The organism is uncultured Cetobacterium sp., from assembly GCF_945952365.1.
Lineage (GTDB): Bacteria > Fusobacteriota > Fusobacteriia > Fusobacteriales > Fusobacteriaceae > Cetobacterium_A.
In genome coordinates this window covers 99,320-112,984 of the sequence record NZ_CAMFHX010000001.1, presented here as the reverse complement: position 1 = coordinate 112,984, position 13,665 = coordinate 99,320, and the positions used below count along the sequence as shown (strand labels likewise).

Sequence of the window (13,665 nt, the reverse complement as noted above, 5' to 3'; positions counted from 1 at the left end):
CTGTTATTTATCTAATAGTTTATTAATTAAGTCTTCACTAGCAATATATGGTAGTGTAATATGATCAGTTCCAGAGTTATTACTGTTGAACTCGATAACTGTTTCAATAGAGTGTGGGTTTCTAGCCCAAGCTCTTCTTGCAACTCCTCCCATAACATCCCAAGGCATAGCAGTAGATAAAATTTCATCTACTCTTTTGCTTCCATCTAGTACCATTCCAAACCCACCGTTGATAGATTTTCCTATTCCAACTCCTCCACCATTATGAAGAGCAATCATAGTCATTCCTCTAGCTGCATTTCCAGCAAAACATTGAGTCGCCATATCAGCCATGATGTTACTTCCATCTTTTATATTTGAAGTTTCTCTAAATGGAGAGTCAGTTCCAGATACATCGTGGTGATCACGCCCTAACATAACAGGGCCAATTTCACCTTTTCTAACCATATCGTTGAACTTTAAAGCTATAGCAGTTCTACTCATAGCGTCTTGATAGAATATTCTAGCTTGAGTTCCAACAACAAGACCATTTTCGTCAGCATCTTTAATCCAAACGTAGTTATCTCTATCTTGGTATCTTCTGTTTGGGTCAACTAACTCTAAAGCAGCAGCATCGGTTTTAAGTAGATCCTCTTTTTTTCCAGATAAACAAACCCATCTGAAAGGACCATAACCATAATCAAAGAGTTCAGGACCTAAGATATCTTCGACATATGAAGGGAATATAAATCCACCTTTATCATCTCTTCCATTTTTTGAAATCTCTTTAATACCTATATCATATATAGACTTTAGGAAGCTATTACCATAATCAAAGAAATACACACCTTTACTAGTTAAACTTTTAATAACATTATAGTGTCTTTCTAAAGTTTCATCAACTAATTTACTAAATGTTTTTCTATCTTCAGCTAGAAGTCTAGTTCTCTCTTCAAACGTTATTCCAACAGGGCAATATCCCCCATCATAAACAGCATGACAAGAGGTTTGATCAGATAATAAATCTATATGAATGTTGTTTTTGTCAGCGTATTCTAATAAATCTACGATATTACCATGATAAGCTATTGCATATGGAGTTTTAGAATCCATTTTCTCTTTTGCTAAAGTGAAAACTTCTGCTGGAGTCGAAAGGAACTTGTTTATCCATCCCTGCTCTAATCTGGTTTGAATTCTAGATAGATCAACCTCTGCAATAATAGATACCCCTTTAGCAATAACAGTGGCTTTTCCTTGAGCTCCACTCATTCCACCAAGACCTGACGTAACAAAAAGTTTTCCACTTAAATCTCCATCAGCAGGAACTCCACAGAAAAGTCTACCAGCATTTAAAATTGTTGAATAAGTTCCATGAACAATTCCTTGGGGACCGATATACATCCATCCACCTGCTGTCATCTGTCCGTAGTTTGCAACTCCAAGAGCAGCGGCTCTAGCCCAGTTGTCATAATCATCAAAAGCTCCAATCATAAGAGCATTTGTAATTATAACTCTAGGAGCTGAAGGGTGAGATTTAAAAACTCCAGTTGGATGACCAGAAGCTACAACAAGAGTTTGGTCCATAGTTATATTTTCTAAATATTTTTTAATTAATCTATATTGCATCCAGTTTTGACAAACTTGTCCTGTTTCACCATAAGTAACAAGTTCATAAGGATAAAGAGCGATATCAAAATCAAGATTATTATCAATCATAACTTGAATAGCTTTAGCATCAGTACACTTACCTTCATATTCAAATATAGGTTTACCATAGATATTACCAGTTGGTCTAAATCTATATCCATAAATTCTTCCATAAGTCTGAAGTTCATCTAAAAACTCAGGTGCAAGCATTTCGTGAAACTCTTCTGGAATATATCTAAGAGCATTTTTTAGAGCAAGTGCGATCTCATCTTTTTCTAAATGAACAACTCTTTTAGGAGCTCTTCTGATTTTAGGATCAAACTTTTGAGTCTCTAAAGGAATATCATGGGCAGTTAATTTAATAGTCATAGCATTGAAAATTTCTTGATTTAACATAATCTCCTCCAGTAAATAAAATATATTTAAGAACAGTAATTTATTACCCCATAAAGTCAGAAAAATAAAATATATTCTATATAGAATTATAATTAAAAAAATATACAGTATAAATAAAATCAAAAAATAAAAAATGAAAAAATTTTTTCAAAAAAAGATTGACATTTTCATATTAAATCTGATATCATCATTTCAAATAAAAAAATTAAAGGAGGAAAGCAGATGACTATGAGAAGGATTTTAAGGACACAAACTAAAATGATTAAAAAAAATATGTTTTTGTGTGCCCTAAAAAACAATCTCACGAATGTTGTTATGCTGTAGATTTTTTTATTATTCTATAAAGCTACAATTGTATTTTGAGTCAGTGTTTTTATAGCACTGGCTTTTTTTATACAAAAAAATAAATAAAAATATAAAAATTAGGAGGAGAGAGTTATGAAAAAGATTTTATCGTTGGTTTTATTTTGTATTATGGGAGTTTTAAGTTTTGGAAATGATGTTTTATATGTGGGAACAAATGCAGAGTTTGCACCATTCGAATATTTAGAAAATGGAGAGATTGTTGGATTTGATATTGACTTGATAAATAAAGTTGGAGAAAAAATTGGAAAAGAGATAAAAATAAAAAATATTACGTTTGATGGATTACTACCAGCACTTCAAACAAATAAATTGGATTTAGTTATTGCTGGAATGACTATGACAGCAGAAAGAGAGAAGTTTGTAGATTTTTCGGATGATTATTTTGTTGCTAACCAAGTGATAATAGTACCTGAAAAAGATTCAAATATTGTAAATTTAGATTCATTAAAAGGGAAAAAAGTAGGAGTAGTATTGGGGTATACAGGAGATTTGATGGTTTCAAAAATAGAGGGAGTAGATAAAGTTCAGTATAACTCAGCCCCAGGAGCAATTATGGCTTTGACTTCAGGAAAAGTGGATGCTATGATTCTTGATTCAGCACCAGCTGGAAGTTATATAGTACAAAATAAAGGATTGAAAATAGTAAAAATTGATGCAGAAGAGGAGAAGTATGCTATAGCTGTTGCTAAAGGAAAAAAAGAGCTTCTAGAATCGATAAACAAAGCTTTAAAAGAGATAAAAGAAGAGGGAACTTACGACAAACTTATTATAAAATATTTTAACTAGGGAGGAAAGTTATGAAAGAAAAGGTTATTTTAGCATATTCTGGGGGATTGGATACATCGGTTATAGTACCGTGGTTAAAGGAAAATTATGATTACGAGGTTATAGCTGTTGCTGTGGATGTTGGACAAAAAGAGGATTTTAAAGCCATTGAGGAGAAAGCTTATGTGACAGGAGCATCAAAATTTTATTTGGTGGATAAAGTAGAGGAGTTTGTAAATGATTATATATTTCCAACCCTGAAAGCTGGTGCAATATATGAAAATAAATACCTATTAGGAACATCTATGGCAAGACCAGTAATAGGAAAAGCCTTAGTAGAAATAGCACACAAAGAAGGAGCGAAATATATTTCGCATGGAGCAACAGGAAAAGGAAACGATCAGGTTAGATTTGAGTTAGCTATAAAAGCTCTTGATCCATCTTTAAAGGTGATAGCACCATGGCGTATTTGGGATATAAAATCTAGAGAGGAGGAGATAGAATATTTAGAGAAAAAAGGAATAACTCTTCCGTTTCATAAAAAATCTCCATACAGTAGAGATGAAAATCTTTTCCATGTGAGCCACGAAGGGTTCGATTTGGAATATCCATCAAAAGAGCCAAATTTTGAAAATGTATTGCAATGGGTAAAAACTTTAGAAGCTGCAAACGAGAAGAGTGAATATATAACTTTAGAGTTTATCAAAGGAGTTCCTGTAGCTTTAAATGGAGAGAAACTGTCAGGTGTTGAAATTATAAAAAAACTTAATAAAATAGGTGGGGAGCATGGAATTGGTGTTTTAGATATGATTGAAAATAGATTGGTTGGAATGAAATCTAGAGGAGTCTATGAAACACCGGGTGGAACAATTCTATACTTTGCACATGAAGAGTTAGAAAGATTATGCTTAGATAAAGATACCTACCAAGAGAAAGTAAAACTTTCTCACGATTTTTCAAAATTAGTTTATAATGGACAGTGGTTTACAACTTTAAGAGCAGCTATTTCAGCTTTTGTAGATGTTACACAGGAGTTTGTTACAGGTGAAGTGAAGTTAAAATTGTATAAAGGAAATATAATTTTAGCAGGGACAACATCACCATTTTCTTTATACTCAGAGGAGTACTCAACGTTTGAAAAAGATAGTGTTTATAACCAACAGGACGCAGAAGGATTTATAAATCTGTTTGGACTTCCAATAAAAATAGAAGCTTTATTAAGAAAAAAGTTTTGACATTCGAAAAGAAAAATGATATTCTACTTTAAATTAATATTTGATAGAGGTTGCGAAATTCAAAAGTAAACAAACTAAGATTTAGTAGGTCAAAGAGGTTTGTTGAAAGGGAAGTTCGCCGAAGTTCAACTTTTTCTACTAGAAAGATGAGCTGGGTGTATAAAGAAGATTTATACAACTGTCACCGAAATGGTGTTGTGCTATCGTAGATTATTATTTTAAGCTAACATAGTTGAAATGAGTTTTTCAGGCGATAGTTATTTTTTAACTATCGTTTTTTTTATTATAATGTCATCGGAGGAGGAACTAATGAGAGTAGTAAAAAAATTTGGTGGAAGTTCAGTTGCAACAACAGAAAAAATAAAAAATATAGCTATGGATATAGCTAAAAATTATAAAGAGGGTGATGAAGTTGTAATTGTAGTTTCAGCAATGGGTAAAACAACGGATGCACTTATAAAGTTAGCTAAGGAGATATCGGATACCCCTGATGTAAGAGAGTTAGATTCTCTTTTATCTACAGGAGAGCAACAAACAACCTCTCTTTTGAGTATGGCTTTGAAAGAGCAAGGATGTAAGGCGATATCTTTAACAGGAGCTCAAGCAGGAATCAGAACTGGTGGAGTTCATACCAAAAATAAGATAGAGAGTATAAAGATAGATAGAATAGAAAAGCACTTAGAAGATCGGAAAATAGTTATAGTAGCGGGGTTTCAAGGTATAAATGAAGATGGAGATGTAACTACTCTTGGAAGAGGTGGCTCAGATACAAGTGCTGTGGCTTTGGCGGCAGCTTTAAAATGTGATTGTGAGATTTATACAGATGTTACAGGTATATTTGGAGTAGACCCTAGAGTTTATAAAAATGCAAAAAAACTAGAAAAAATTTCATACGAGGAGATGATGGAGATGGCAAATTTAGGAGCTGGTGTAATGGAGACAAGAGCGGTTGAGATAGGAAAGAAGTATGGAGTGAGAATATATGTAGGGCAAACTTTAGGAGTAGAAACGGGTACATATATTTGTGACAGTAATGAGATAATAGAGAAAAAAGCTGTGACTGGAATATCTATAAATAAAAATGTTATAATGGTAAATCTAGAGAATTTTTCAGGAATACCTAAAAATGTAGCTACTGTTTTTAATAATCTGGCAAAGCACAGTGTAAATGTAGATATGATATCACAAAATGAGGTTCAGAATATAAAAGGAAGTATAGGATTTACTTGTCCTTTAACGGATGATCATTTTTTAAATAATTCATTAGAGGATATTAGAAAAGAGATTCCTTCAATAGAGGTTACAAAGAGAACAGGGGTTGTAAAAATATCTTTAGTAGGAATAGGAATGATAAGTAACTTTGGAGTAGCAGCAAAAGTGTTTGAAGTTTTAGCAGACATAGATGCAGAGTTTTATCAATGTACAACATCAGAGATTTCAATATCGTTAATCATAAAAGAGGATGAAGCGGTAAAAGTAGTAGAAAGATTAGCAGAAGTATTTTCAATATAATAGGAGGATAAAGCAATGTATAATATAGCGATAGTTGGAGCGAGTGGATTAGTTGGAGGAACATTTTTAAAAGTTTTAGAGGAGAGGGATTTACCGATAGATAATCTATATCTATTTGCATCAGCTCGTTCGGCTGGAAAAGAGGTTACTTTTAAAGGAAAAACTTTAGTTATAGAGGAGCTAACTGAAAATAGTTTTGATAGAAAAATAGATATAGCACTATTTTCAGCAGGAGGAGATATCAGTAAAAAGTTTGCACCTATTGCAAGTGAAAAAGGTGTGATTGTAGTTGATAATAGTAGTGCTTGGAGAATGGACGAAACAGTTCCTTTAGTTGTACCAGAAGTAAATCCAGAGGATATATTTAAAAATAAAGGTATAATAGCTAATCCGAATTGTTCAACGATTCAATCGGTTGTTCCTTTAAAAGTGATTAATGATCTTTATGGAATAAAAAGAGTTGTTTATTCAACTTATCAAGCTGTATCTGGAAGTGGAATAAAAGGTATAGAGGACCTAGAAAGAGGGCTTAGAGGAGAGGCACCAAAAACTTATCCTCATCCAATAGTGAATAACTGTTTACCACAGATAGATTCTTTCCTAGAAAATGGGTACACAAAAGAAGAGGAAAAGATGATAAATGAAACTCGTAAAATTTTAGGGAACTGGGAGCTTCCTGTAACAGCCACTTGTGTTAGAGTTCCTGTTATGAATGGGCACTCTGTATCTATAAATGTTGAATTAGAAAGAGAAGCTAATATTGAGGAGTTAAAAGCTAAATTTAGAGAGTTTGATGGAATAACTTTAGAGGATGATGTACAGAACAGTGTTTATCCTTTAGCTGCTTCAGCAACAGGAAAAGATGATGTTTTTGTTGGGCGTATTAGAAAAGATTTTAGTATTCAAAATGGATTAAATCTTTGGGTTGTAGCTGATAACATAAGAAAAGGAGCAGCAACGAATGCAATTCAGATTGCAGAGGTTTTAATGAAAAAGTAGTTCGAGGAGAAAATATGTTAAAAATAAATCCAAATTTAGATAAAATAGAGATATCTGTTATTAGAAAAATAGCAGAAGCGTGTAGAGAGTATGAAGGTGGAGAGAAAGAGCTTATCAATTTAACAATTGGTGAACCAGATTTACCTCAGCCAAAAGAGATTATAGATGGAACTATAGAGTATATGCAAGAGGGGAAGTTAGGTTATCCACAACTTGGTGGGATGATAGAGCTAAGAGATGAGATTGCAAAATTTTATAGAGAAAAATATAAAGTTGATGTAAGATCAGATGAAATAATAATAACAGTTGGAAGTACAGAGGGATTATCAACAGCAATTAGAACTGTTATTTTACCAGGTGATGAGGTTATTGCACCTCTACCAGTTTATCCAGGATATGAACCTCTAATAAATTTAGCAGGAGCTAATTTAGTAAAAGTAGATACTTCGAAAGACAATTTTGAATTGACAGTGGAAACTTTAAAAAAATACGTCACTTCAAAAACAAAAGCTATAATTTTAAATTATCCATCAAACCCTTCAGGAGTAGTGATATCGAAAAAGAATAGAGATGAAATTTTAGAGTTTGTAAAAGAGAATCATATCTATATAATCAGTGATGAGGTTTATAGTGAGCTTGTTTTTGATGTTGAGCATAATACGTTTTTAGATGATAGATACAGAGAGAATGTAATTCTAGTAAATGGATTCTCAAAGTCTCATTCATTGACAGGATGGAGAATAGGTTATATTATAGCTCATAAAAAATTGAGAGATTACCTTGTTAAAGTTCATCAATATGCGGTGACGTCACCAAGTATTATATCTCAAAGGGGAGCTCTTATTGCTGCTAGAAAGTGTCAGGATATAAGTAAGCAAGTTGGAATTTATAAGGAGCGTGCTCAGTTAGTTTATAAAAAATTGAAAGAAGCAAATATATCTGCAATAGAGCCAAAAGGGGCTATATACATATTTATTTCATTGGATGGAATAACTGAACTAGGTTCTTTAGAGTTTGCTCAAAAACTTTTAGAAGTGGAGAGGGTAGCTGTTGTTCCTGGAGTTGCCTTTGGAATGGATAACTATATCAGAATATCTTTGGTTAAGGATAAAGAGATTTTAAATGAGGCTATTGATAGGTTTGTAGATTTTGTCAGTAAAAATTAATTCATCTCTAAAAATACTTAGTATTTTGAAGTAAATATTATATAATAAATAATTATAGAGGTTGAGGTGGATTAACAATGATTTTAGAAAATAAATTAAAAATTAATAATCAAATTGAGCTTTCAAAGGTAGAGGAGAAAATTAGTAAACAAAAAGCTAAGCAGCTTTTTGATTCTGGAGATATCAATAAAATTGAAATAGGAACATTTGAAGGACTTCAATATATTCATAAATATCTATTTGAAGATATTTATGATTTTGCAGGAAAAATAAGAACGGTTAATATAGCTAAAAATAATTTTCGTTTTGCACCACTAATGTATCTTGAGCACTCATTAAAATATATAGATACTATGCCACAATCAACATTTGATGAAATTATTGAGAAATATGTTGAGATGAATATAGCTCATCCTTTCCGTGAAGGAAATGGAAGAGCGACTCGTATCTGGCTTGATCTTATATTAAAAGTAAATATCAAAAAAGTAGTTGATTGGAACTTAGTTGACAAAGATGAGTATTTATCTGCTATGGAGAGAAGTGTTGTTAAAGATATTGAGATTAAATATCTTTTAAAACAAGCTTTAACTGATGAAATCAATAATCGTAATGTGTTTATGAAAGGGATAGATATTAGCTATTACTATGAGGGCTATAGTGAGTTTAATACAGAAGAGGTTTAATTTTTTTATTTAGAGGAGTTTAAGAAAAGTTTGGAAAAAATTTAGGCTGATCAAAAGGATCAGCCTCTTTTATTATTTTAAAAATTTGCTTTGTTTATTTCATCGCTGAATTTTTTAGCTATTAGCTGAGGTCTAGTTATAGCTCCACCCACAACAACAGCATATGAGCCCATCTCCATAGCAGACCTAGATTTCTCAGGTGTATCAAAATTCCCTTCAGCAATAACAGGTTTTTTACATTTAGCTATAAGCTCCTTTAAAACATCAAAGTTATTTAATCCTTTAGAATGTTCAGTATAACCAACTAAAGTTGTTCCAATAAAATCAAACCCTAACTCTTCAGCACGAATTCCCTCATCAACAGTTGAGATATCTGCCATAAATTTTTGATTTGGATACTTTATTTTTAAAGATTTTAAAAGCTCAATATCAGCATTTATAGTTGCATCAAGAGCGATAACATCTATATCAGTCGCAATTAAAGCTTCTAACTCTTTTTCAGTTGGAGTTATGTATGAAATCATATTTTCATAATCTTTTTTGATAATACCAATGATAGGTAGATTAACCAATTTCTTTATTTCTAAAATATCCTCTATACCATTGGCCCTAATACCAACTGCTCCTCCCATTTCAGCAGCTACAGCCATTCTACCCATAATGAAAGAACTATGTAGTGGTTCATTCTCCAATGCTTGACACGAAACAATAAGACCTTTATTCATTGTTGTATCCTCCTAAAATTATTTTCATTTTTTTTAAATTAATGAAAAATGTTTTCTTGTAATGTAGTATGAATATATCATATAACTTTTAAAAATACAAGAAAAAGTTGCAAAAATATGTTCGAAATATATGATAAAAATACAATGAATGAAGTTTTTAGAATATATGATATAATCATTTAAATAAAAGTATATCTAAAGGAGAAAATTAATGATAAGAAAATTACAAAATAGAGATATAGATAGAGTAGCCCAAATTTGGTTTGAAGCAAATAAAGAAGCACATAATTTTATTCCGGAAATTTATTGGGAAGGTAAATATGAAGAGGTAAAAAGTATGTTGCCTCAAGCAGAAGTTCATGTATATGAAGTTCAAGGTGAAATTGAAGCATTTGTAGGTGTTGTAGATGCTTATATAGCTGGTATTTTTGTGTCAAATTTATCTCAATCGAGAGGCATTGGAAAAGTATTATTAGATTATCTAAAAAATGATAAAAGTATTTTAATACTGAGTGTTTACAAAAAAAATGAAAGAGCAAAGAAGTTTTATGAAAGAGAGGGGTTTAAAGTTGTATCTGAAAAAATTGATGAGGATACATCTGAGAAAGAGTTTGTAATGAAATGGAAAAAGTTATAGAAAAAATAAGACCAAACTATTCAAAAGTTGGTCTTATTTTAGAATTGCCTTAATGGTTAGTTGCATTTTATCTCTTAAATTTGAATCTTCTAATAAAATAGTTGAGATTAGATCGAAGAGATACATAGTTGAAAATTGAGTATTTATAAAATCTCTTTTATTTATAAAGTTAGATGCACAGATTAGAATTAAATCATCAGAAAAATCTTTTAAGCTACTATTAGGTAAACTAGTAACTCCAATTGTTTTAGCACCATTTTTCCGAGCTACTCTAAAAGAATCTACAAGTTCTTTAGTTTCTCCAGAGATAGAGATTCCAATAACAAGATCACTTTCTTTTAGAATGGCACTATTTATAATCATCATATGTGAATCCGTGATAGAAGAGACATTGAATCCCATTCTTAAAAGTCTTTGCATAAACTCTTGGGCACTTAAACCAGAACTTCCAACCCCATAGATATATATTTTTTTAGCTTTTTTAATCTCTTCAATCACTTTAAGAATAAGCTCTTTATTAAGAAGTTGATTTGTTTTTTCAACAACCTCTGTATAATAATCGTGAACAGCAGAAAAGATATCCTCTTCTTTACTAGAAGAGTTAGCAGAGTGAGCATTCAGTTTCATCTTCATCTGAACAAAGCTTTCACAATTTATTTTTTTTGAAAATCTTGTAATAGTCGAAGTTGAAGCTCCAATAGCTTTTGATAAATTTGTAATAGATATATTTTCAATGTTATTTTTATTTTCTAAAATATAGTTTGCAATCTCTTTTTCTTTAGAAGAAAAGCTGTTATATTTTTGTTTTATTTCGTAGATTACATCCAAAAAAAATCCTCCTATAGAATATGATAATATAATAATATCATAAATATTTACTTAAAAAAACAGTTATTTGTATGATATAATTCTTTTTGAGAAAGATTCTATTGGAGTGATTTATGGAAAAAAAAATAAGAGTAACATTACCAAAAAGAATAGCTGAAATATTAGAGAGTGATATTGAGGAGTTTTTTATAAAAAAAAATACTTTATTGAATTATTTATATGAAGAGTATGCAAAAGAGAATTATACAAGAGTAGAAGTTGAAGTTGATAAAAGTGAAACTTCAGTTATACAGTTCAATTTAAACAAAAAAAATCTTAGAGGATATTATAATTTTTTAGAAGAGAATAAGATTCAAAATGAATCAGAATTTTTTAGAGAGATTTTAAGTGATTACTCTGAAAATTGTAAAAAGAAAAGAGAACTTTTTCTGTTTAAAGAAAAAGTAGAGAGAATTAATGATTCTATTGCTGAGAGAAAATTGATAAAAGTAAACTTCAGAGATGGTAAGAGTATTGAGGTTGAACCATATTTGATTGAGAGCTCAAAGTTAGAGGTTGCAAATTATCTGTTTTGTTATAATTTAAAAGAAAAATTGTGGAAAAATTATAGAATAAAGTATATAGATTCAGTTTATACAAAAAATAGTAATTTTAAAATAAGAGATATAGATTTTGTTCAAAGAATGAAAGAGGATTTCGATCCATTTATCTCCTTTGGGAAAAAAGTAAAAATAAGATTAACAAATTCTGGAGAAAATCTATTTAAAGAGCTTCAAACAAATCGACCTAAAGTTATTCAAAAAAAATTAAACGAATATATCTTAGAGTGCTCTGAAGAGAAAGCTAAAAGATACTTTAGTTTCTTTTTAGATGAAGTGGAGATTTTAGAGCCCATTGAGTTGAGAGAGTGGTTTAAAAATAAATATATAAAAGCTTTAGAACAGTATAAAAAATAAAGGAACCTGCTGAAATTATTTCAGCGTGGTTCCTTTTTTTATTAAAATTAAAAATTAAGACATTTTTTTAAGTTCGTCAAGACAATATCCTAAAGAAACACCTTTATCCCATCTAATAATAGGAGTTTTAAATAGAACAGGACTTTCTAAAAGAAGTTCCTCGGTATCATAAACCATATATTCTAAGTTTCTTTTTTTGTACTCATTACTAGATTTGTCTAATAACTCCTCAATATCAAAATATCTTAAAAAAGTTTCTAATTCTTTTTTAGAAGGGGCTTTTTCAATAAGATCAATAAATTGAAACTTTATTCCTCTCTCTTTAAAAAATCTTTGAACTTTTTTAGTTTCATTGCAGTTTTTTCTGCCAAAAATTTGTATTATCATATTACACCTCTATATATCTCCATTTTCCCTGTCTGAATCTGTATAAACAAGCAATTCCTCTATAAGTTAAATCTATAATCATAACCATCCAAGCACCATTTAATCCAAAGTTAAATACATAAAGGAACAGATATGTTATAGGGATTCTAATAAGAAACATTCCTAAAGATGTTATCCAAAGAACAGATTTAGTATCTCCAGCACCTCTTAAAGCACCACTCAAAACCATAGATACTGCAAGAATAGGTTGAGCTATTGAAACTATTCTAAGTGCAGAACTAGCCATAGGAACAATGTTTTGCTCTTTTGTAAACATTGATATAACGAATTTAGGAAATACCATAAAGATAAATCCAAATGCAGTCATAACAAACATAGCTAAAAACATATTCAGATAACCAGCTTTTTTAGCATCTTGGTATTTTTTAGCTCCAAGATGTTGACCAACAAGAGCAGTTCCTGCAACTGAGAATCCCAATCCTAAATTGAAAGAGAACGATTCAGCTGTAAGGGCAATTTTATGAGCTGCATATTGAAGTGTTCCTAAGTTTATAACCATAGCTTCAAATATAAGCATTCCAATTCTAAATATACTCTGCTCACCAGCAGATGGTAATCCAACTTTTATAAGTCTTTTACAAACCTCTTTTTTTATTTTAAAATCCTTTTTAGTTAAAGAAATACAATAGTTTTTCTTATATATTATAAGGAAAGAGAAGATAAGTGTAACTATTCCTCTTGATATTGTAGTTGCAATTCCAGCTCCAAAAACTCCAAGATTTAATACGAAAATAAATATGTAGTTCAAAAGTATATTCGAAAAAATACTTATAGTGTTGTTTATCATTGGAATTTTAGACTTACTTATAGATCTAAATCCATAAGAGAAAATGATATTGAAACATAGAAATGGAATTCCCAATGAAACAACTTTTAAGTAGCTTAAAGCATCACCAATCGGCTGATTTTTACTGATAAGCCCTAAAATATTTTGTCCAAAAATGATAAAAGCAATTGTAACAATAAGAGCAGCAGGAATCCCCAAGATTAAACTTTGACTCATACCATCACGAGCTTCAGAGTAGTTTTTAGCTCCGTACGCTCTACTTACCATAGCTGTAGTTCCCACACTTATAGCAAAAAATATTGGTATTACAGTTAAGATAGGTGCAGTTCCAAGTCCGACAGCAGCAATTGCCTCAGGTCCAAGTCTACCAACCATAATTAAGTCGAAGAAACCGAGTAATGTTTGTACAAACATATCGACGATAGTTGGTAAAGCAATTGTAAAAATTGATAAAATTTCACTTTTGTTTTCTCTCCATAAAGAGCGAAGTTGTTTCAAAATAATCCCTCCAAATTTTCATTCTAAAGGGTATTATAC

At 30.8% G+C, this 13,665-nt stretch carries 13 protein-coding genes and 1 riboswitch; of the genes, 8 read left to right on the top strand and 5 right to left on the bottom strand.

What is annotated here, in order from left to right; translation table 11 throughout:
- Positions 1–3 precede the first annotated feature (3 nt).
- Positions 4–2,025 (bottom strand): urocanate hydratase, encoded by a 2,022-nt coding sequence (locus tag Q0O83_RS00560; protein ID WP_294093118.1) that lies wholly within the window; start codon positions 2,023–2,025, stop codon positions 4–6.
- 435 nt (positions 2,026–2,460) lie between these two features.
- On the opposite strand from Q0O83_RS00560, the gene Q0O83_RS00555 reads away from it, so the two are divergent.
- The 6 genes from Q0O83_RS00555 to fic all read left to right on the top strand — a co-directional run bounded on the left by Q0O83_RS00555 (position 2,461) and on the right by fic (position 8,748).
- Positions 2,461–3,174: a basic amino acid ABC transporter substrate-binding protein gene (locus tag Q0O83_RS00555; protein ID WP_294093041.1), complete on the top strand. Its 714-nt coding sequence runs from the start codon at positions 2,461–2,463 to the stop codon at positions 3,172–3,174.
- An 11-nt stretch (positions 3,175–3,185) separates the two neighbouring features.
- Positions 3,186–4,388 (top strand): argininosuccinate synthase, encoded by a 1,203-nt coding sequence (locus tag Q0O83_RS00550; RefSeq protein ID WP_294093038.1) that lies wholly within the window; start codon positions 3,186–3,188, stop codon positions 4,386–4,388.
- Positions 4,389–4,424: 36 nt separating this feature from the next.
- A riboswitch (Lysine riboswitch) is annotated at positions 4,425–4,599 on the top strand.
- Positions 4,600–4,697: 98 nt separating this feature from the next.
- Positions 4,698–5,900, top strand: a complete 1,203-nt coding sequence (locus Q0O83_RS00545) for an aspartate kinase (protein WP_294093036.1) — start codon at positions 4,698–4,700, stop codon at positions 5,898–5,900.
- 15 nt (positions 5,901–5,915) lie between these two features.
- The gene (locus Q0O83_RS00540) at positions 5,916–6,899 is read left to right on the top strand and encodes an aspartate-semialdehyde dehydrogenase (protein WP_294093034.1); all 984 of its coding nucleotides are present in this window, start codon (positions 5,916–5,918) and stop codon (positions 6,897–6,899) included.
- 14 nt (positions 6,900–6,913) lie between these two features.
- The gene (locus Q0O83_RS00535; RefSeq protein ID WP_294093032.1) at positions 6,914–8,065 is read left to right on the top strand and encodes an aminotransferase class I/II-fold pyridoxal phosphate-dependent enzyme; all 1,152 of its coding nucleotides are present in this window, start codon (positions 6,914–6,916) and stop codon (positions 8,063–8,065) included.
- A 77-nt stretch (positions 8,066–8,142) separates the two neighbouring features.
- A complete protein-coding gene (gene fic, locus Q0O83_RS00530; protein ID WP_294093026.1) occupies positions 8,143–8,748 on the top strand; it encodes a protein adenylyltransferase Fic in 606 nt (201 codons plus the stop codon).
- A gap of 77 nt (positions 8,749–8,825) precedes the next feature.
- On the opposite strand, the gene Q0O83_RS00525 is transcribed toward fic, so the two are convergent.
- Complete coding sequence (locus tag Q0O83_RS00525) at positions 8,826–9,473, bottom strand: N-acetylmannosamine-6-phosphate 2-epimerase (RefSeq protein ID WP_294093024.1); 648 nt, start codon at positions 9,471–9,473, stop codon at positions 8,826–8,828.
- Positions 9,474–9,684: 211 nt separating this feature from the next.
- Between Q0O83_RS00525 and Q0O83_RS00520 the strand changes: the two genes are divergently transcribed.
- Positions 9,685–10,110 (top strand): GNAT family N-acetyltransferase, encoded by a 426-nt coding sequence (locus tag Q0O83_RS00520; RefSeq protein ID WP_294093022.1) that lies wholly within the window; start codon positions 9,685–9,687, stop codon positions 10,108–10,110.
- A gap of 33 nt (positions 10,111–10,143) precedes the next feature.
- On the opposite strand, the gene Q0O83_RS00515 is transcribed toward Q0O83_RS00520, so the two are convergent.
- Complete coding sequence (locus Q0O83_RS00515; RefSeq protein ID WP_294093019.1) at positions 10,144–10,938, bottom strand: MurR/RpiR family transcriptional regulator; 795 nt, start codon at positions 10,936–10,938, stop codon at positions 10,144–10,146.
- Positions 10,939–11,051: 113 nt separating this feature from the next.
- Between Q0O83_RS00515 and Q0O83_RS00510 the strand changes: the two genes are divergently transcribed.
- Positions 11,052–11,894: a WYL domain-containing protein gene (locus Q0O83_RS00510; RefSeq protein ID WP_294093017.1), complete on the top strand. Its 843-nt coding sequence runs from the start codon at positions 11,052–11,054 to the stop codon at positions 11,892–11,894.
- A gap of 54 nt (positions 11,895–11,948) precedes the next feature.
- On the opposite strand, the gene Q0O83_RS00505 is transcribed toward Q0O83_RS00510, so the two are convergent.
- Entirely contained in the window at positions 11,949–12,281 is a 333-nt protein-coding gene (locus tag Q0O83_RS00505; protein ID WP_294093014.1) for an arsenate reductase family protein, read from the bottom strand.
- 1 nt (position 12,282) lies between these two features.
- A complete protein-coding gene (locus Q0O83_RS00500) occupies positions 12,283–13,626 on the bottom strand; it encodes an MATE family efflux transporter (protein ID WP_294093011.1) in 1,344 nt (447 codons plus the stop codon).
- Positions 13,627–13,665: the final 39 nt, after the last annotated feature.

Excerpts from the sequence above, each read along its gene's own strand:
- Q0O83_RS00555 (WP_294093041.1), top strand. The coding sequence starts at position 2,461 with ATGAAAAAGATTTTATCGTTGGTTTTATTTTGTATTATGGGAGTTTTA.
- Q0O83_RS00520 (WP_294093022.1), top strand. The coding sequence starts at position 9,685 with ATGATAAGAAAATTACAAAATAGAGATATAGATAGAGTAGCCCAAATT.
- Q0O83_RS00525 (WP_294093024.1), bottom strand. The coding sequence starts at position 9,473 with ATGAATAAAGGTCTTATTGTTTCGTGTCAAGCATTGGAGAATGAACCA.
- Q0O83_RS00545 (WP_294093036.1), top strand. The coding sequence starts at position 4,698 with ATGAGAGTAGTAAAAAAATTTGGTGGAAGTTCAGTTGCAACAACAGAA.
- Q0O83_RS00535 (WP_294093032.1), top strand. The coding sequence starts at position 6,914 with ATGTTAAAAATAAATCCAAATTTAGATAAAATAGAGATATCTGTTATT.
- Q0O83_RS00505 (WP_294093014.1), bottom strand. The coding sequence starts at position 12,281 with ATGATAATACAAATTTTTGGCAGAAAAAACTGCAATGAAACTAAAAAA.
- Q0O83_RS00510 (WP_294093017.1), top strand. The coding sequence starts at position 11,052 with ATGGAAAAAAAAATAAGAGTAACATTACCAAAAAGAATAGCTGAAATA.
- Q0O83_RS00540 (WP_294093034.1), top strand. The coding sequence starts at position 5,916 with ATGTATAATATAGCGATAGTTGGAGCGAGTGGATTAGTTGGAGGAACA.
- fic (WP_294093026.1), top strand. The coding sequence starts at position 8,143 with ATGATTTTAGAAAATAAATTAAAAATTAATAATCAAATTGAGCTTTCA.
- Q0O83_RS00550 (WP_294093038.1), top strand. The coding sequence starts at position 3,186 with ATGAAAGAAAAGGTTATTTTAGCATATTCTGGGGGATTGGATACATCG.